Origin of the sequence: Streptomyces umbrinus (assembly GCF_030817415.1) — a bacterium.
In the GTDB taxonomy this organism is placed as follows: Bacteria; Actinomycetota; Actinomycetes; order Streptomycetales; family Streptomycetaceae; genus Streptomyces; species Streptomyces umbrinus_A.
Genome location: NZ_JAUSZI010000002.1, coordinates 11,563,595 through 11,580,405 on the forward strand (window position 1 = coordinate 11,563,595; position 16,811 = coordinate 11,580,405).

General features: G+C 69.2%; 19 protein-coding genes and 1 pseudogene. 16 read left to right on the forward strand and 4 right to left on the reverse strand.

Annotated elements, in window-relative coordinates:
* Positions 1 to 57 precede the first annotated feature (57 nt).
* From QF035_RS51410 to QF035_RS51425, 4 genes are all read left to right on the forward strand, one after another.
* Positions 58 to 765: an NAD(P)-dependent oxidoreductase gene (locus QF035_RS51410; RefSeq protein ID WP_307529703.1), complete on the forward strand. Its 708-nt coding sequence runs from the start codon at positions 58 to 60 to the stop codon at positions 763 to 765.
* 537 nt (positions 766 to 1,302) lie between these two features.
* Positions 1,303 to 1,620, forward strand: a complete 318-nt coding sequence (locus QF035_RS51415) for a hypothetical protein (protein ID WP_307529705.1) — start codon at positions 1,303 to 1,305, stop codon at positions 1,618 to 1,620.
* A gap of 184 nt (positions 1,621 to 1,804) precedes the next feature.
* A complete protein-coding gene (locus QF035_RS51420) occupies positions 1,805 to 2,263 on the forward strand; it encodes a hypothetical protein (RefSeq protein WP_307529707.1) in 459 nt (152 codons plus the stop codon).
* A 52-nt stretch (positions 2,264 to 2,315) separates the two neighbouring features.
* Positions 2,316 to 3,155, forward strand: coding sequence for a transposase family protein (locus QF035_RS51425; protein ID WP_307529709.1), 840 nt, complete (start codon positions 2,316 to 2,318; stop codon positions 3,153 to 3,155).
* 190 nt (positions 3,156 to 3,345) lie between these two features.
* Here the strand turns inward: QF035_RS51425 and QF035_RS51430 are convergent, their stop codons facing one another.
* Together QF035_RS51430 and QF035_RS51435 are read right to left on the reverse strand one after the other, a co-directional pair.
* Positions 3,346 to 3,660 (reverse strand): winged helix-turn-helix domain-containing protein, encoded by a 315-nt coding sequence (locus QF035_RS51430; RefSeq protein WP_306935027.1) that lies wholly within the window; start codon positions 3,658 to 3,660, stop codon positions 3,346 to 3,348.
* Complete coding sequence (locus QF035_RS51435; RefSeq protein WP_306935028.1) at positions 3,657 to 4,139, reverse strand: hypothetical protein; 483 nt, start codon at positions 4,137 to 4,139, stop codon at positions 3,657 to 3,659. The genes QF035_RS51430 and QF035_RS51435 overlap by 4 nt, the downstream gene beginning before the upstream one ends.
* Positions 4,140 to 4,334: 195 nt before the next feature.
* On the opposite strand from QF035_RS51435, the gene QF035_RS51440 reads away from it, so the two are divergent.
* The 11 genes and pseudogenes from QF035_RS51440 to QF035_RS51495 all read left to right on the forward strand — a co-directional run bounded on the left by QF035_RS51440 (position 4,335) and on the right by QF035_RS51495 (position 12,960).
* A complete protein-coding gene (locus QF035_RS51440) occupies positions 4,335 to 4,721 on the forward strand; it encodes a DUF7169 domain-containing protein (RefSeq protein ID WP_307529711.1) in 387 nt (128 codons plus the stop codon).
* Between the two features lie 343 nt (positions 4,722 to 5,064).
* A complete protein-coding gene (locus QF035_RS51445) occupies positions 5,065 to 5,367 on the forward strand; it encodes a hypothetical protein (RefSeq protein WP_307529713.1) in 303 nt (100 codons plus the stop codon).
* Positions 5,368 to 5,421: 54 nt separating this feature from the next.
* Positions 5,422 to 7,512: an AAA domain-containing protein gene (locus QF035_RS51450; RefSeq protein ID WP_307529715.1), complete on the forward strand. Its 2,091-nt coding sequence runs from the start codon at positions 5,422 to 5,424 to the stop codon at positions 7,510 to 7,512.
* The gene (locus QF035_RS51455; RefSeq protein ID WP_307529717.1) at positions 7,509 to 8,348 is read left to right on the forward strand and encodes a hypothetical protein; all 840 of its coding nucleotides are present in this window, start codon (positions 7,509 to 7,511) and stop codon (positions 8,346 to 8,348) included. The genes QF035_RS51450 and QF035_RS51455 overlap by 4 nt, the downstream gene beginning before the upstream one ends.
* 461 nt (positions 8,349 to 8,809) lie before the next feature.
* The gene (locus QF035_RS51460; RefSeq protein ID WP_307529718.1) at positions 8,810 to 9,067 is read left to right on the forward strand and encodes a hypothetical protein; all 258 of its coding nucleotides are present in this window, start codon (positions 8,810 to 8,812) and stop codon (positions 9,065 to 9,067) included.
* Positions 9,068 to 9,075: 8 nt separating this feature from the next.
* On the forward strand, positions 9,076 to 9,444 hold the full coding sequence (locus QF035_RS51465) for a hypothetical protein (RefSeq protein ID WP_307531976.1): 369 nt from the start codon (positions 9,076 to 9,078) through the stop codon (positions 9,442 to 9,444).
* Positions 9,445 to 9,462: 18 nt separating this feature from the next.
* A pseudogene (locus QF035_RS51470) lies at positions 9,463 to 9,570 on the forward strand (transcriptional regulator); the annotation flags it as partial.
* A gap of 509 nt (positions 9,571 to 10,079) precedes the next feature.
* On the forward strand, positions 10,080 to 10,334 hold the full coding sequence (locus QF035_RS51480) for a hypothetical protein (protein ID WP_307532069.1): 255 nt from the start codon (positions 10,080 to 10,082) through the stop codon (positions 10,332 to 10,334).
* A gap of 275 nt (positions 10,335 to 10,609) precedes the next feature.
* Positions 10,610 to 11,389, forward strand: coding sequence for an SDR family NAD(P)-dependent oxidoreductase (locus QF035_RS51485; protein WP_307529720.1), 780 nt, complete (start codon positions 10,610 to 10,612; stop codon positions 11,387 to 11,389).
* A 705-nt stretch (positions 11,390 to 12,094) separates the two neighbouring features.
* A complete protein-coding gene (locus tag QF035_RS51490; protein WP_307529722.1) occupies positions 12,095 to 12,307 on the forward strand; it encodes a hypothetical protein in 213 nt (70 codons plus the stop codon).
* Positions 12,308 to 12,549: 242 nt separating this feature from the next.
* Complete coding sequence (locus tag QF035_RS51495) at positions 12,550 to 12,960, forward strand: STAS domain-containing protein (protein WP_307529724.1); 411 nt, start codon at positions 12,550 to 12,552, stop codon at positions 12,958 to 12,960.
* 272 nt (positions 12,961 to 13,232) lie between these two features.
* Here the strand turns inward: QF035_RS51495 and QF035_RS51500 are convergent, their stop codons facing one another.
* On the reverse strand, positions 13,233 to 13,892 hold the full coding sequence (locus QF035_RS51500) for a response regulator (protein ID WP_307529726.1): 660 nt from the start codon (positions 13,890 to 13,892) through the stop codon (positions 13,233 to 13,235).
* Positions 13,893 to 13,940: 48 nt separating this feature from the next.
* Complete coding sequence (locus QF035_RS51505; protein WP_307529728.1) at positions 13,941 to 15,968, reverse strand: sensor histidine kinase; 2,028 nt, start codon at positions 15,966 to 15,968, stop codon at positions 13,941 to 13,943.
* Positions 15,969 to 16,084: 116 nt separating this feature from the next.
* Between QF035_RS51505 and QF035_RS51510 the strand changes: the two genes are divergently transcribed.
* Complete coding sequence (locus tag QF035_RS51510; RefSeq protein WP_307529730.1) at positions 16,085 to 16,780, forward strand: hypothetical protein; 696 nt, start codon at positions 16,085 to 16,087, stop codon at positions 16,778 to 16,780.
* Positions 16,781 to 16,811 lie beyond the last annotated feature (31 nt).

Genomic DNA, 16,811 nt, shown 5'->3' on the forward strand with positions numbered 1-16,811 from the left:
GGCGCAACCGATCCGGTTGACCGCGCCCTCATGCCGCATGCGAGTAGGGGGAGAACCATGCACATCGGAGTCGTCGGAGCCACGGGGACCATCGGCAGCCGGGTCGTTGCCGAAGCCCTGGAACGGGGGCATCACGTCAGGGCGTTCAGCCGCGACGCGTCGCGGCCACGGGCCGACGAGAAGCGGGAGAACATCACCTGGGCGAGCGTCGATGTCCTGGAGGCTGCGAGTATCACGGCCGTGCTGTCCGGCCTCGACGTGCTCATCAGCGCCTACCAGCCCGGCAACGCCGCGAAGGACTTCGAGGACACCGTCCGGCGCTCGATCGCCGACCCCACGACCCACTCCACCGTGGCGCACGCCCTGACGAAGGCGCTGGAGAGCCACCCGCGGACCCGGCTGATCGTGATCGGCGGCGCGGGCAGCCTGGAGGTCGAGCCCGGGCTGGCGCTCGCCGACTCGGACGAGCGCATGCAAGAGATCCTCGACCAGCTCGGGCTGCCCCGCGCCTACGCGGCAGCGGCGCGCGGCGCCCGTGACGGCTTCGACGTCCTGCGCACCTCGAACCGGCTGTGGACCTACTTCAGCCCCGCCATGGAGATCGCCCCCGGCGAGCGCACCGGCCGCTTCCGCATCGGCGGCGACCAGGCGGTCCGCGACGCGTCGGGGCGCAGCCGCATCTCTGCGGAGGACGCGGCGGTCGCCCTGATCGACGAGGCGGAGCTACCGCAGTTCGTGCAGCGGCGCTTCACGATCGGATACTGAAGAGACGTGTTGCTCCAAGCCCCCGGTCCGCCACAGCGGCGGCCGGGGCTTTCGGCCAGTCCGTACCGCAGTGTCGGTTCCCGTCGGTGCCGCGGTGCTGTCCGCCTTCGGACAGGTCGAGTCATCGAGTGAGAGGGCGAAGCGGCCTGGCGACAGGCGACTTCATCCGTGCACGGGTGAGAGCCACAGTGGTACGCCCACACCGCGTCACACAAGGTGGCGAGCCAGGCCACCTGAGACCGCCAGCGAATTGGACCAGTTCACTTGAGACGGGGGCCAGTTCCTCGGAGACGGGACAGCAGGCGGTCCAAAAGGGGCCTTCTGATCCTGACGGCTGTCTCACCCAATCCAATCCCCGTCAGCGGCCCCACCGTCACTGCACCGCTCTCCGTCGCCCAGGCTCAGGAACTGCTCGCTCTTCTCCGCGAAGGGGCTGGCCACGCCCGTGCCGCAGGAGCTCTCCCGTCACCGGAGGAGCTTCCCTCGGCCGGACAGGTCGCCGAAGCCCTCGACGCCAGCCGCCTCAGCGACGAGGGCTTGTCCGCGCATGCCGTCGCCGTCCGCAACGACCTCGCCGCACTTGATACGACCGTCACCCACCAGCTGACCGAACTCCTCAGCACTGCCCGCACCGCGCTCCATCATCTCGGCGTGCCGACGGCGCCCGGGCAATGGGACAGGGACCACTGGCTCACCCGCGCTCTGTCGGACCGCCTCTCGCGCAGCAACCTGCTGCTGTGGCGGCGGGTCTCCGCCGCAGCCGACCAACTGGCCGCCGTCACCGCCGACCTGGAACGCCTGGGCCTGCGCCGCGTCATCGTCCCGGACGATCTCACTGAGGGGTGCACAACCTGAATCTCCGCTGGTCAGCGGTGCTGGCGTGGGAGGCCAGTGGCGTACTCGCGGCGGTGGGCGGCGGGAGTCTGGAGCGTAGATCATCTGACACGTCGGGGATGGGGCTTTCCGGCTTTGTCCGCGCCGCAGCGGTCGGGGTTCCTACGATCGCGGGCGGGGTGCCTGGTCGTTCGGGAGGGGAAGCGTGTCGTCGCTGGAGAAGATCGCAGCTCGCCGGGTTGAGCTGGACCAGCTCGCGGAGGCGCTGGCCAAGCAGCTGGCCGAGGTGGACGCCGAGCGCGAGGAGTTGGCTGTCGCGGAGCGGGTGCTGCGGCGTCTGTACGAGCAGGAAGTCGAGGCTGTCGCCGAGGAGGCGGACGCCGGGGCACCGCAGCGGGTGCAGGTCGCGGGCCGGTCGGTGCTGAAGGTGCCGCACCGCAGCGACGTTCCGGATGCGTCCACGCTGCCCGGCGACTACCGGCGGATGCTTGGGATAGTGAAGGCGGCGGGCGGGCCGGTGATGGTCAAGGACGTCGGCGCCGAGCTGGGGATCGACGCCTCGGTGCCCGGCCGGCTGGAGCCGCTGCGCGGGAAGCTGTCGAAGCTGGCCGATCGGGGCTGGCTGCACAAGCTGTCGAACGGCACCTTCACCATCCGGGCGTGATCTCCCGCGGTGAGGCCGTAACCAGGCGGCCCCCGGCCCGAGTTGATGACGTATGCCTACAAAGTCTCCCCCGGCCGGGGCCCACACCGAGCTTGTCTACCAGTGCCAGCTGACGCTGTCCACGCAGACCCTGACCTTCCTGACCGGGCTGCTGCGCGCCCACCTGAAGCAGATCCGCTCCCGGTGGCGGAAGCTCCCGGCCGGGCGGATCGCGGTGATCGTGCTGGCCGCGCTGCGGCATGACCAGCGCCTGGCCGACCTCGCCGGCGGCAACGACATCTCCCGTACCACGGTGGACCGGTGGCTGAAGGAGATGATCGACCTGCTGGCCGCGCGAGCCCCCAGGTTGGAGCGGGTGCTGGCGAAAATCGCCCGGGAGGGTGGCAGCGTGGTTCTGCTCGACGGGTCGCTGGTACCCACCCAGCGCCAGACGGGCCTGCCCATGCGGCGGCGCTGGTCGGCGAAGCACAAACGGCACGGGCTGCTGGTCATCGCCCTGACCGACGTCAAGGGACGGCTGTTGTGGACCTCCACCGCCCGCCCGGCGCGCGGCTCGGAGATCACCGCCTGCCGTCACGACGACCTGGTCGGCCGGCTCCGCGAGGCCGGCCTCGCCGCCATCGCCGACCTCGGCTTCGTCGGCCTCGACGACGGCGGCCCGGACGCCGACCCGGCGGTCATCACCGGCTACAAGAAGCCCAAGGGCAAGAAGCTCCCGCCCGCGAAGAAGCTGGTCAACCAGCTGATCGCGGCGGAACGGGCGGTATGCGAGCACGCCTTCGCGCATCTGAAGAACTGGCGGATACTAGCCAAGCTCCGCCTCGACGTGAAGTGGGCCACCCGACTCGTACGGGCGCTGATGATCCTCACCTGGCACGAGATCGCCCGCTGACCGACGATCTTCACGCCAGACAGGCCCCCGCGACCAGTACCGGTACGGCATCACCCGGCCACGCCACCCCCGCGACTGCGCGTTCACGTAGAACACAACTCAATCGGGAGCGTTTCGCGTTCGATGTGTCCACGTGGCGGGCGGTCGTGTGATGTCCCGAGAGCGTGGGAGGGACCCTTCCGTGCGTCCTTCAGGTCGAGGGGAGTACCGACGCGCCTGCCTTGGCGATGATCTCCTGCAGGGCCGCGACGTGCTGATCGAAGGCGGCCCGGCCGACGCTGGTGAGCCGCGCCGACGTGCGCGGCCGCTTTCCGACGAAGCCCTTGCGGATCTCGATGTAGCCGGCGGCCTCGAGCGTCGTGAGCTGTTTGGACAGGGCGGAGTCCGACAGGCCGGCGCTGTCGCGCAGGAACTTGAAGTCGGCCCACTCGGTGGCTGCGAGCAAGGAGACGAGCGAGAGCCGGGTGGGTGCGTGGATCAGCTCGTCGAACTTGGGCTTGGTCACCGACGGCTCCCGGGCCGATTCGCGAGCATGAGGCGCTGAAGGTACCGCGTTTGCATCGGTCCACCGACCACAAGCACCACGGCGGTGACCGAGACACCGATGGTCCCGGGGTACGAGACCCCGGACGCCTTCAGGGTGAACGTGGCGGCCAGCGATACGCCGACGAGGACCGCCGCGAAGACCAGAGCCGCGACCACGAAACGGGGGACGGGCAGGCTGGTGCGCGGCTGGGGTCTGCGGACCGCGCGGAACGCCACCAGCCCGGCGGTGGTGAGCACGCCGGCCACCAACACGGCGGTGCCGATCACGGCGACGAGCCCCTGCCCGGTCTCGGCGACCGCTGACATCGCGACCATCAGGAACGCGATGGCCCACCAGAACCAGTTGGGAGTGCCGGCCATCCGGATGACCTGCTCCTGCCGCTGGCCGATCTCGGTGAGTGCGCGTGCGGCCTCCTCCGGCCGTACCTGGTCAGACATATGCCCTCCTCGAAGTACTTTCCTAGAGGGAAAGTACTTCGAATTTTCCTAACTGGCAAGTACTTTCCCAGGCGGCGGCACATTGCCTCGACGGCTGAGGTGACGGCCAACGCCTCTGCCGGTCGCAGGGCGCCCCTGACCTGCGCGAACCCCACATCACGACACCCCAGCTATGGCTTGAAGAGGAACCCTGCCATGCAGTTCAATGAGCACACGTATTCGAATCCTGTCGACCGGAGGAGGCTGGACGACCTTGCCGGCCGGATAGCCGACGACGCGCACGCCATCGCCCAACTCGCCGACTGGTGCCACGCGGTGAAGAACTCCCCAGGAGTGACCTCGGAGTTCGAACCGGTCGCCACCGGGCGACGAGCCACGGCCGGTGCTACTCGACCAACCGAAGGCGTCGCCCTCGACGAGCGACGCCTGAAGATTTGCACAGAACTGCGCACCGCCGAGAACCATCTGCTCCACGCCGCCGCCTACACAGCCGGCGTCAAAGCGGCCCTCGACCGGGCCCTCGACGCCTGGGAAGGACGCGCAAATGTCAGTCACGGGAGGACTTCAGAACATGCCGCATAGACGCACGCGTACACGCAGACACGCCGCCAGAACCGCATCCTCTAACTCGTAGGCCACCGGCCCCATTGAGCTGCGTTCAACGTGAACGTGCAGGTCGCGGAGGTGGCGCGGCCGTGACACGCTTCCCCTCCCGAACGATCAGGCACCCCGCCCGCGATCGTAGGAACCCCGACCGCTGCGGCGCGGACAAAGCCGGAAAGCCCCATCCCCGACGTGTCAGATGATCTACGCTCCAGACTCCCGCCGCCCACCGCCGCGAGTACGCCACTGGCCTCCCACGCCAGCACCGCTGACCAGCGGAGATTCAGGTTGTGCACCCCTCACTGTCAGCAGAGCCGACGTCATGCTGGCCACCGGCCGGACACTGCGGGACCACCTGGCGGCGGGCCGCAGCCTGCGCCCCCGTTTCGCCCCACGCGCGCAAAAGGACGCCCAGGACCTCCTCACCTCCTGCACCGTTGACGGACGATCACCCGAAACCGTCGACGATCTCGACGCCGTCCTCTCCTACCTCCGCGCGCACTCCGCAGTCGCCCTGATCGCTGACCGGTGGCAGCACGCCGGCGCCCCCCTCTCCAGCGGGCCGGTCGAACTACGGCTCGCTTCACTGAACGAAGCAGACGGACGCCTGGAACACGTCGAATAGTTCGCGACAGCCCGCGAGCTGATCGATGAACTCCTCATCCGGCACGGAGTGCATGTGGCGCTCACATCCCGTGCAGGGTGGCACGATTTCACCACCGCTGTTGCTGCCCTGGCCGACCGGCAGGCCGCCGATGACGCCCTGGACAAGCTCACCTCTTGGGAAGAACAACTGCGCACACCTGTCGAGGGCACCGACCCGGCCGTCGAGGCCGTGGCCGCAGCCCAGGCCATCCGTGACCAGGACGTGGAACGGTACGCGAAAGAACTCGACGCGCTGGCCACCGCCCACCGACGCGAAGACCGCAGGCATCGCTGCGCCGCGCTCCTTCAGAACCTGCAAACCGCTCACCCCCTCCTGGCCGAGCAGCTCACGAACGACTGCGCCAACCCGGCATGGGAGGACCGCCTCGTCGAACTACCCGACGCCTGGGCCTGGTCGGCGGCCTCCGCCTTCGTCCGCCAGCAGCGCGCCCCGGGCCGCGAACGACAACTCGACGGCCAGCTCACCGAGTCCGAGAACCGCCTGGAAGAGCTGACCGGTGAACTCGCCGCCGCCTGGGGAGGGCTGCACTGTCTGGAGCGCATGACACAGCAGCAAAGATCCGCCCTCCAGGCCTACCGCACCCACATGGCCTCCTACGGCAAGGGCAAAGGCAAGCACGCGGGCTACTACCGTGCGGCCGCCCACGACGCCATGAAGGTCGCCCAGGAGGCCGTGCCTGCCTGGGTCATGCCGATCTCCCAGGTCGCCGAGATGGTGCAGTCCAAGCGGGATGCCTTCGACGTCGTGATCGTCGACGAGGCAAGCCAGGCGGGCATGGACGCACTCTTCCTGCTGTGGCTCGCACCCCGCGTCATCGTCGTCGGCGACGACAAACAATGCGCACCCGCAACCAGCGGAAAGGGCCGGCATCAGGCCATCCATGACCGCCTGGCCGCCCACCTGCCGGACATGCCCCCCGCGCTGCGCGCCCTCTACTCGCCCACCAGCAACCTCTACCAGCTGCTGTCGACGTTCTTCCCGAAGGTCATCCGCCTCGAAGAACACTTCCGTTGTATGCCCGAAATCATCGGCTGGTCCTCCCTGACCTTCTACGACAACAAGCTGCAGCCCCTGCGCCAGTACGGCGGCGAACGGCTTGACCCGCTGCTCACTCATTTCGTGGAAGGAGCCGTCACCCAGGGCCGTGACAGCCGGCTGCGCAACCCCAAAGAGGCCGACGCCATTGTCGACTGCCTTGCCGAACTGGTCGACGATCCCGCTTACCGGGACAAGACCATGGGAGTGATCACCCTGCAAGGGCCCGTCGGGCAGGTCCAGCTCCTGGACGGGCTGATCAAGAAGCGCCTGCCCGCACCGGTCCGTGAACGCCATCAGATCCGCGTCGGCAACCCGGCATCGTTCCAGGGCGATGAACGCCACGTCATTCTCCTGTCCATGGTCACCGCCGACCCGCCACGGATCGCCGGCGGCCACAGAAGCGAACGCCAGGCCTACAACGTTGCCGCCTCACGTGCCCAGGACCAGATGCGCCTGTTCTACTCGGTGCCCCCCGACCGCCTCAAAAGCGGCGACCTGCGCCTCAACCTCCTCACCTACATGCAAAACCCGCCTGCCGCACTGGCCACCGCCGACTCCCTCGGCCTTGTTCCGAGCGACGTCCGGCGCCCGCTCTTCGAACAGCACGTCTACCTGCGGCTGAAGGACCGTGGCTACCACGTGATCCCGCAGTACCCGGCAGGCAGCAAACGCATCGACCTCGTCGTCGTGGGCGCCCGAGGGCGTCTCGCCGTGGAATGCGACGGTGACTACTACCACTCGTCGACCGAGCAGATCTGCCACGACCAGCAACGCGACCGTGAACTACAGCGCGTGGGCTGGAAGTTCTGGCGCATCCGCGAAAGCGAGTTCCGCTACGACCCCGACGAGGCACTGACCGGGCTGTGGGAGGAGCTGGACCGTCACGGCATCCATCCCGCCGAATTCCGCGCCACCCCACCGTCCGCTGCCTCTGCCGGACCCATCTGGACCCCTCTCAGTCTCTCCTCGGACGACCACGTGCTCGAGGAGGAACCCGAAGACCTCTCCTCTGCCGACGCACTCGTGGACGACAGCGCCCACCATCACGCGGAAGGCGAAGCATGACGCAGCAGCCTGTCCTCGGCTCCCTGGACACCAACACCCTGGAAGAAGTCGCTCGCGTCATCTGCGGCGACGACCACCTCTACTACCGCAAGGGCTACGAGATCGGCCGCTTCCTGGAACGCGCCGGCTGGAAACGCGTGGCCGACTACGACGGCGAATACCGCAAGGACTGGACCCATGAGCTCCTCACCGAACGCCGGGAGGACCCCAGCGAACTGGAGAAAGTGCTGCTCAGGCTCGCCGACCCACTGGAGTACCTCGACGAACCCCAACAACTCCCCAACGTGATCGCCGCAATCAACACCTTCCTCGTCCACGAGGGGTACCGCCTGGAGAATCCCGGCGGGCGCCCCCGCCTTGTCACCTGCGACCCGTCCCTCGCCTACCCCGGCCAGCATGCTCCGGTCGAACTCAAAGCCGTCCTGACCGACATCATCGACGATCCGGCCATGGCACAGCTCCTTCAACGGCGCCTCGACGAAGCGCGCACCTGCCACGCCAACGGCGCCCACGTCGCCGCCATCATCATGCTCGGCAGTCTCCTCGAAGGCGTCCTGCTCACCACCGTCCTGGCCCGCGCCCCGTCACTCCTGGGTTCCACGCCACCAGGACAGGTCTCGCTGAAAACCCTGATCGACGTCTGCCACCGAGTCGGCTGGCTCGACGCGGACGTCGACAGGTACGCCCACGAACTGCGCGAATACCGTAACTACGTCCACCCTCACAAAGAAATCCGCGAGGCGCACACCCCGGACCACGACACCCTGAATGTTGCCTGGCAGGTCGTCAACGCAGCTCTCAACGACCTTGCCACCCCCAAGCCCGGCACCCGGTAGGGAGAGCCCACCACGTCGCCAGACGACGCCGCGCCGGGGCGGCGAGTGCCGCTCGCCGACGGGCTCACGCTGCGTGCGGCCCGCACGGTCGTGCCGATGGAGGGTACTGGCCTGGTGTGCCGCAGGCAGAGCAGTTCGCCGCGGCCGGGGCTGAGGTCGGGCAGGGGTCAGCGGCTGGTGGGGGCGGCCTGGCCGGCCGACTGGTTCAGTTGCTTCTGGCGGCGCGCCTGCCGGTCGTCGGCCCTCCCACAGGGAGGCCGGGAGAGACGGGCGGCCCAGCCCAGGTGGCAGCACACGGGCAGGTCCAGGGTCGGGGCCTCCACCTGAGGGCTAGAGGATCACCGAACTCTCGGAATCGCACTGGGTCCGCCGCACAGCAGGGTCGTGACTGAAACACGCCGTACACGACAAAGGGTACGGGTACGTACCCGTACCCTTGCGGGATGGAAAGGAGTACGACGATGTCCGATGCCAACGTCCGTATCCCCGAGGAAGCCAAGGCCCGGCTCGCCGCTATCGCGGCCGCTGAGGGGCTGTCGCTGCGCGCATATCTCGCCCGTCTCGCTGAGACGCTGCTGACTCCGGGCGAACGTGCCGAACGCGCGGAGAAGGCCCTGGCCGCGCTGAAGGAGTGGAACGGCTACGCCCCGACCACTGCCGAAGAGCAGGACCTGGACAGCGAGCTGGACCGGCGCCTGGCCCAGGTGACCGGCCAGTGAGCGACGCCATGCACATCGTCCTGGACGACACCGCGATGGCCGCAGCCGGCCAGGGTAATGTCCTCGCCTCCCGACTCATCCACCGCGCCCACGCCGAATCAGGCTGGTTCCTGTACGCCCCGGCCTGCGCGTTAGTCGAAGCCGATCGTGCCCGGCCCGGCACAGCGGAGCATCTGGCTTCCCTGCCGGGCATCACTGTCCTCGATCTGGACCTGGCCGCCGCCCTGGCCGTCGCGCGGCACAGGACGTGGGCCGCGGCGCACAGCCAGTACGCGGCGCTGCCCACCCCGGATCGTCCCGACGGCGCGATCGTCGCCACCACCGCACCGACCCGGTGGGCAGGGGAGCCGGTCCGCGTACTGGACCTCAACCCCTGACCGTGAGGCTGAGACAGGGGCAGGTGGGCGGCGGGCGACGGGCAAGAGCTGGATGACGCCTGGATGGACCAGGTCGTCGACCTCGGATCGCAGTGGGGCCAGTACGAGTACGTGGGCTTCGCCGCCTGGCCCCTGGGCCCCCAGCTTCTGTCGGAGAGGCGGCGGCTGTCACGCGTTGCTCCCCTCGCAGCGTCGTGTCGCCGGTCCCGTCACCGCCGCTGTCGCAGCCCGTGCTCCGGGCCGGCGCCCCATGGCGCAGGCTGCGCGGCAGTCGGGATTCCCTCGCGTGCGAGGTGAACTTCCGGCGGGTGCTGCGCTGCCCCTCACGAGCCGCACGAGGCTGCACTCCGTGTTCTACGTCGACGAGATCACCGGCAGGTCGAGGGAGCCGGGTCCTTCCCCCTCTCGATGCCTCGTCGGCCGTGGAGCCGGGCGATGGCCGAACAGTGGGTGGGTTCAGGGGGGTGTGAGGGTGTCGAGCCGGGCGGCGAGGTCGGGGTGGGTGGCGGTCAGGTGGGGGCGGGTGGCGGCCAGGGGGGCGATGAGGTCGGCGGGGTCGTCGTGGGCGAGGGCCGCGTGGAGCTTGTTGAGCCGGCGGCGGCGATACCGGCGACCTCGGCCTCGGCGCGAAGCACGTGGGCCCGGTCGTCCACGTCTGTGCCGCTCGTTCCGGCGTCGCGGACAAGGGCAGAAATCTGGGTGGTGAGAGTGGTGGCGCGCAGACCGAGGCCGCCCAGCAGCTGCTGGGCGAGGTCGAGTTCGTCGTCGGCGAGCTTTTCGGTCAGAACCGCATGTCGCTGTCAGGAGAAGCGTGCGGCGAGCAGAACGGCGTCGTCGTGGCGAGGCATGTTGAGGGCTTTCAGCGGTACGTCGACCAGGTCTTCGAGTGACGGCAGGGCGGGATCGGAGGCACATCGTCGATACCGGCACCGACTCGTTCCGCTTCGAGAAGACCCAGGAGAAGCACCGCAAGAAGCCCTGACCTGTTGTCGACACGGTGTAGTGGAGCCACTCCGGCAACGGGACTGGGCGGATTGGCATCGTCAGGCTGGGGTCTTATGCGTCCAGTCCTTGAGGAGGCCGGCAAGCCCGGTCGCGGAAGTGACTGCTGGATCTGCGCTGCCCCCGCTGCTATCGCTGGGGGCTCGCCGTCTAGGGTTCGGCCATGACCTCGCAGACCTACCTCTCCGAACTGTTCTCGCTGGACGGACGGGTCGCCGTGGTGACCGGCGGCAGTTCCGGCATCGGCCGTGCTATCGCCGGGGCCCTCGCGCGTGCAGGGGCGAGCGTCGTGGTCGTGGCGCGCAAGGAGGCGGAGCTGGTCGCGACGGTCGGCGAACTGGCGGCCGACGGCTGCCGGGCGGCCTGGGTAAGCGCAGACCTGAGCACCCGCGACGGCATGCGCGCAGCGGCCGAGGAGGCAGCAGAAGCATTCGGGGAGCCCGACATCCTCGTCAATTCCGCCGGCGTTAACCTGCGGCCCCCGATGGGCGAGCTGGGCGAGGAGGTGTGGGACACCACGATGGCGGTGAATCTGGAGGCGCCCTACCTGCTGGGACAGCGGTTCGGGCCCCGCATGGCTGAACGGGGCTTCGGGCGGATCATCCACATCACCTCCCAGCAGGCGCACAGGGCGTTCGTCCAGAGCGGCGCCTACGGGGTCTCCAAAGGGGCGTTGGAGTCACTGGCCCGTTCGCAGGCTGAGACTTGGTCGCCGTATGGCGTCACCTGCAACACCCTTGTGCCGGGGTTCGTCATGACGCCGCTCAACGCACGGCTGTCGTCCGATCCTGAGAGGGTAGCGGCGCTGGCTGCTCGCACGATGGTTGGGCGCAACGGTCTGGCCGACGACTTCGCGGGCGCAGCGGTGTTCCTGGCGAGCCGCGCCTCCGCCTATGTCACTGGGCAGGCAATCTTCGTCGACGGCGGGTTCTCCGTTCACTGAGCCAACACCGGGACACACCCGTCCACCGATCAAGGCACTCGATGAGGGCGGCTCTCGCTTCGTTGCCGATCATGGACCTGTAGGTGTGCATCGCCTCCACGGACAGAGCAATGTGGCTCTCATTCACGTTGCCGGAGTGGCTCCACTTCAACCTTCCGAAAACACCCCGACCCGACCCACCCCGACCCGCTCACGAACCGAGGCCGGTTGGGCCCGCACCGTTCTCCGTCGGTCGCGCCAATGCCCGTCCTCGTCGTCCACCGCGGATCGGAGAATCCAGTGGTCCCGGATCGAACACGGGTCGAGATCCGCGGTGTTGTCGACGTGCCTGTCGGGGCCCATCGTCCAGTCGGATCCGATGCGCTTCACGCTACCGCTCCGCCCCCGCCCCACGGGCAGGGAACCCACTCGTTCGGGGTGGAGCCAAAACAACTTGGCGGAGCCAGGTTGACGACCCTCACACGCCCCCCCACGACTCGATGGTGGGGCCAACTTCAATACCGGAGTGGGGCCGATTGAAGTTGCCACAAACCCCCTGAGGCAACGACTCCACTGACGCCCCGGCGATGGTTCGCCGCATCGTCGCAACCCCGCGGTTCCGGCCGTTTGTACGCCCTTTGTTGCCATCCGATCGTATCTGAGCTGCCCCTGCTGTCCGCGCTCGTTACTCCTGAGCCAAGGGTGCGTGTGCGGAGGAGGGGGCTCATGGTTCTGTCGATCAATGTGGCGGTTCTCCTGGCGGTCATCATCATTGTCCGGCTTCGTCGCCGTACTGAGGCGCGGAAGCGATCCGACGAACAGCTGACCGTTGTCATCGTGTTGGTGTTCGGCGTGTTGGTTGCTCCGACGGCCTTCGGGCAGGGAGTCGCCGATGTGGTCGGGCAGCTCGCGGATGGCATTACCGAGTCGGGCCGTTGAGTCTTCTCTTCAGGGTGTGTTCCAGGCCGAGAAGGAATCTCATCTGGTTCCGCTGCCCTGCGGAACGCGGGGCACACGCACCCATACGGGTATCGGGCCAGACGGTGCCCGGAGCACACGGCAGCCGCATGGAGCCGCTGGCTTGAGCAGTACTGCTGCGGGCGCTCGTCGGTCCGCATGGGGCGCCGACGCGCAGGGGCCGATCGTGACGCTCCTTCGTACGTTGGCCGGATGGAGGTGCGATGTCCACGCAGACCCATCGCCTGACCATCACCGAGCTTGCCAGCAGCGACGACATCGCGGTCCTGCGGGTCAGTGGCGAACTCGACCACACCTGCGAGGAGTTCTTCCTGCGCACCCTCGGTGCCAGCGTCGACGCCGGGCATCGCTCCCTGGTGCTGGACGTGACGGCTCTCGTGTTCTGTGATTCGCGGGGGCTCAACTGCCTGCTCGCCGTCCGCTGGCTGCTGGAACGCAGGAACGGCAAGATCCTTCTGGCCGGGGCGGGGCGTCGCTTGACGGAGCTGCTGGTGCAAACAGGCAGCATTGAGCTATTGCCCGATTGGCCAACGGTCGGCCAAGCGCTCAGGGAGCTGCCCGCTGAGCATCGCCCTGCCTGGCCTCCCCCGCCGCACAGTGACGGGCCGTCGTGATCTCCGGGAGTTACCACAGCCGCCTGCACCTTCACCGCGGCAACGCACGGAGGTCAGCGGGGAGCCCTGGCACGAGTGGTGTGGGGCTCCGGTCACGACGCCGGCACCTTCAGCCCGGATCCGTGCACCCGAACGGGCCCGCGTGTCCCGGGGCAGCCGAACAGGTCAGTAACAAGTAACCGCATCCGCGACAAATCGGTGCCGGTCGTGATCGGCCGGCTGCCAGGTTCCATCGCGTCTTCTGACTCCGCCCGATCCGGCCTGCTGTGGCCTCACGGCAGGCCGAGGCCTGCGTCCCGGGCCAGGGCTACGGCTTCCGCGCGGGTACGGGCGCGGAGTTTGGCCAAAACGTCGCTGACCCGGTTGCGTACCGTCTTTTCGGAGAGGGAGAGGTGGCGGGCGATGGAGGCGTTGTCCAGCCCGCGGGAGAGCAGGTCGAGGATCTGCCGCTCCCGGTCCGTGAGATGAGGGAAGGGCAGCGTGTCCCGGGCTGCGTGCGGCGAGGCGAAATGGGCGAGCACCCGCTGGGCGATGCGGGGACCGAAGATGGCCTCGCCGCGTGCGGCGCCCAGCAGAGCCCGGTGCACATCCGCGCCGTCGGCCTCCTTCAGCAGATAGCCGCAGGCCCCTGCGCGCAGGGCCGCGAAGACCGAATCGTCGTCCTCGTCCATGGTGAGGACGATGACCGCGACCTCGGGATGGGCGGTGGTGATCTGGGCGGTCGCCTCGAGGCCGCCGACCCCGGGCATGCGCAGGTCCATGAGCACGATGTGCGGCAGCAGTCGTGCGGTGGCGGTAATGGCTTGGGCTCCGTCGGAGGCCTCCCCGATGACGGTGACGCCGGGCAGGTCGCCGAGTACGGTCGCCATGCCGGCCCGGAAGATGGGGTGGTCGTCGACGACGAGGACGGTCACAGGCTGCGGTTGGCTCATCTCGCCCTCTCCTGTATCGGCGTCTCCCACCGGGCGCTCGCGGGTCGGTCAGGCAGTGGCATGTGTCTCCTCTTGGGGGAGCGGCATTCTTGCCTGTACCGAGGTGCCGCCGCCCGGGGCCGGGGTGATCGCCAGCCGGCCACCGATCTCCGCCGCGCGTTCGCTCATGCTGCGCAGGCCCACGCCCGCGCGGTGGCGGGGCGGGATGCCGCAGCCGTTGTCCTCGACGGTCAGTACGAGAACTCCGGCGGTGACGTGGGCGGTGAGGGTGAGGCGGCCCGATGCGCTGTGCTTGAGGGCGTTGCCCACTGCTTCGGCCGCGATTGCGTACGCCGCCACCTCGACGGAGGCGGGGAGTTCGGAGCAGGCGGCGGTGACCGAGCAGCGGCAGGTGGGAACGTCGTAGCCGGCGAGCAGTTCACGTAGCGCGCCTGCGAGGCCGAGCTGGTCGAGCACGGCGGGGCGCAGGCCGTTCACGACGGTGCGCAGATCACCGACTGTCGTGCGCAGCCGGTCCCGTACCACCCTGATGGCGTCCGCGATCCCGGGGTCAGTGGTCCTGCGGGCCAGGGAGTCCAGCTGGTGGGCGGTGCCGGCCAGGGAGGGGCCGATGCCGTCGTGCAGGTCGGCGCGGAGCCGGCGGCGTTCCTCCTCCCGGACGGCGACGATGTGGGCTCGGCTGCGGGCCACGTCCTCGACGAGCCCCGCCGCGTACGCGAGGGTCGCAGCCCGCGCCGCGACCTCCTCGGCCGCGGCCCGCTGCTGTGCGGTCCAGGGCTCGGCCGCACGCCGCCGCCCCAGGTGAAGTTCGCCGACCCGGCGGCCGAGCGCCAGGCAGGGCACGGTCCGCCAGCCCGCACCGGGAACGGGTGTGCCGGAGGTCGCCGTCACGGCGGGTCCGGTGAATGCCGCGTACGGCAGGCGCAGGGCGCGGCGGAGCTCGTCAACGAGGAGTCCCATGGCCTCGGCCGGTTCCGAGGCGGGGGCGAGGTGGCGGCCGACGCGGGCCATCACTGCGTACGGATCGTGGCGGTGTCCGAACAGCAGCCGGTCCACGGCCGATTGGACCGCCCCGCGCCCGGCTGCCGCAAGAAGCGCGGCCGCGGCGATCGCGGCCGTGCCGCCAAGCGAACCGGGCGCGAGGGTTCCCACGCCCGCGACGACGGCCAGATAGACGCCGAGGACCAGTCCGCTCAGCAAGGTGAAGACGATGGCCCGGCCGAGTACCACCTCGACGTCGTAGAGGCGGTGGCGCAGCATCGCTACGGCGATACCCGCCGGTGGGCCGAGCAGCCCGGCCACCATCAGCAGGTCGGTGAGTAGCTGGGGGAGTTGCCCGGTGGTGAAGCCCACGCCGGTGAGCGCGAGGGTCATCAGGAGACCGCCGAGCATCAGCCACTGCAGCTGGGAGCGCTCCACGCCGCGTGCCGCACGGGTGCGTAACACAATGAAGAAGCAGGCTGCGGCGGTGCCGGCGGCCATGCATGTACCGGAGGACACGTACATGACAGTGTGCAGCCACTCCGCGTCCCGTACACCCAGCGGGTTGGCCAGGGCGGGCACCGGGTCGGTGCCGCTCGGACGCAGCATCGCGGCGAGGGTGCCGGTCGTGGCGACGGCGATGACGGTCCAGGCGAGCACCCGGCGCGGGCGGGTGCCGAGCCGTCCGTACGGGAAGAACAGCGGCACCAGAGGGGTCGCGAAGTAGTAGCCCACGAACCCCCAGCAGCCCAGCCAGGCCCCGAACTGCCAGCCGGGCAGAGGGTGTTCAGCGACGAGCTGTGAATACGCGGCGTAGTAGGTGAGCAGGTGGTAGGGGCCGATCAGCGCGGGCGCCATCATCAGCCAGACCAGCCGATTGCGCGGCTGGACGCGGGCCACCGCCGCGCCGAGCAGTGGCCACACCGTGCCCAGCACCAGATCGCTCCAGAACAGCTCGCTGAGCTCGATCTGCCGTGCCAGCACCGCGTGCGCCGGCACGGTGGCAACGCAGCTCGCGGCGCCGACTCCCGCGATGGCGTACGCGGCACGGCGCAGCGCGCGGTCCCGTCGGCTTCCTCGGTCCCCCCGGTCCATGTGGACATGGTGGCGTACGGATATCCCGGGCGAAAGGGACTGGTGTCCCTGTCGCCCGGGACGCCGCCGCGCGGACAGTGCTGCTCAACCGGTCACACCCAGGGGAGTTGAGAGTCATGACAGCAGTGGATCCGGGAGCAACGGCCGACGTGGTCCAGTCCGACGGCGGCAACGGGCGGGCCAAGTGGCCGCTCTACGGGGTCGCGGCAGGCCTGCTCGGCGGCATTGCCACGCTCTTCACCGATCCGCGGACGGGCGTCGCGGAGACAGACCGCGTCGACGCGTCCATCCTGGACGAGGTCTCTCGCGGTACCGCCCACCTGGGCCTGGTGACGGGGTTCGCCACCGTCGCCCTCCTGCTCGTACTGGCAGCGGCCTGGCGGCGGCAGGTAGAACCGCGGGTGCCGGGCAGTACGGCGGCGCATGTGGTGAGCGGCGCGCTGACGGCCTCGGCGGCCGGGCTGACGTACGGATACGGCTGGAAGGGCGCGCTGGCCATCTACCTGCCGGCGGGGATGAATGAACAGTCCTTCGGCGACGACGGCCTGTTCGTGTACTTCATGCTCAATGACTTCGGGGGCCACATCGGCTGGCTGGGCGTGATCGTGGCGGCCGGGGCGATCGCCTGGATGGCTCTGCGCGAACGCACGGTATCGCGCTGGATCGGCGTGCTGAGCCTGCTGCCGGTACTGGCGGTCACGGTCTTCGCGGGGGCGACCGGACTCCCCGGCTTCCAAGGCGTGGCCGGGCCGGTGTGGCTGCTGATCGCGTTCGCCGGACTCGCGGCCGGACGCAGCACGATCGTCCGCTGAGCGCCCTGCTCCGGAAGGGTGGTGCAGCGGT

Bases quoted from the DNA above. Each gene is read 5' to 3' on its own strand.
- QF035_RS51410 (WP_307529703.1), top strand. From the start codon at position 58: ATGCACATCGGAGTCGTCGGAGCCACGGGGACCATCGGCAGCCGGGTC.
- QF035_RS51425 (WP_307529709.1), top strand. From the start codon at position 2,316: ATGCCTACAAAGTCTCCCCCGGCCGGGGCCCACACCGAGCTTGTCTAC.
- QF035_RS51435 (WP_306935028.1), bottom strand. From the start codon at position 4,139: ATGTCTGACCAGGTACGGCCGGAGGAGGCCGCACGCGCACTCACCGAG.
- QF035_RS51440 (WP_307529711.1), top strand. From the start codon at position 4,335: ATGCAGTTCAATGAGCACACGTATTCGAATCCTGTCGACCGGAGGAGG.
- QF035_RS51445 (WP_307529713.1), top strand. From the start codon at position 5,065: ATGCTGGCCACCGGCCGGACACTGCGGGACCACCTGGCGGCGGGCCGC.
- QF035_RS51455 (WP_307529717.1), top strand. From the start codon at position 7,509: ATGACGCAGCAGCCTGTCCTCGGCTCCCTGGACACCAACACCCTGGAA.
- QF035_RS51460 (WP_307529718.1), top strand. From the start codon at position 8,810: ATGTCCGATGCCAACGTCCGTATCCCCGAGGAAGCCAAGGCCCGGCTC.
- QF035_RS51465 (WP_307531976.1), top strand. From the start codon at position 9,076: ATGCACATCGTCCTGGACGACACCGCGATGGCCGCAGCCGGCCAGGGT.
- QF035_RS51485 (WP_307529720.1), top strand. From the start codon at position 10,610: ATGACCTCGCAGACCTACCTCTCCGAACTGTTCTCGCTGGACGGACGG.
- QF035_RS51490 (WP_307529722.1), top strand. From the start codon at position 12,095: ATGGTTCTGTCGATCAATGTGGCGGTTCTCCTGGCGGTCATCATCATT.
- QF035_RS51495 (WP_307529724.1), top strand. From the start codon at position 12,550: ATGTCCACGCAGACCCATCGCCTGACCATCACCGAGCTTGCCAGCAGC.
- QF035_RS51500 (WP_307529726.1), bottom strand. From the start codon at position 13,892: ATGAGCCAACCGCAGCCTGTGACCGTCCTCGTCGTCGACGACCACCCC.
- QF035_RS51505 (WP_307529728.1), bottom strand. From the start codon at position 15,968: ATGGACCGGGGGGACCGAGGAAGCCGACGGGACCGCGCGCTGCGCCGT.
- QF035_RS51510 (WP_307529730.1), top strand. From the start codon at position 16,085: ATGACAGCAGTGGATCCGGGAGCAACGGCCGACGTGGTCCAGTCCGAC.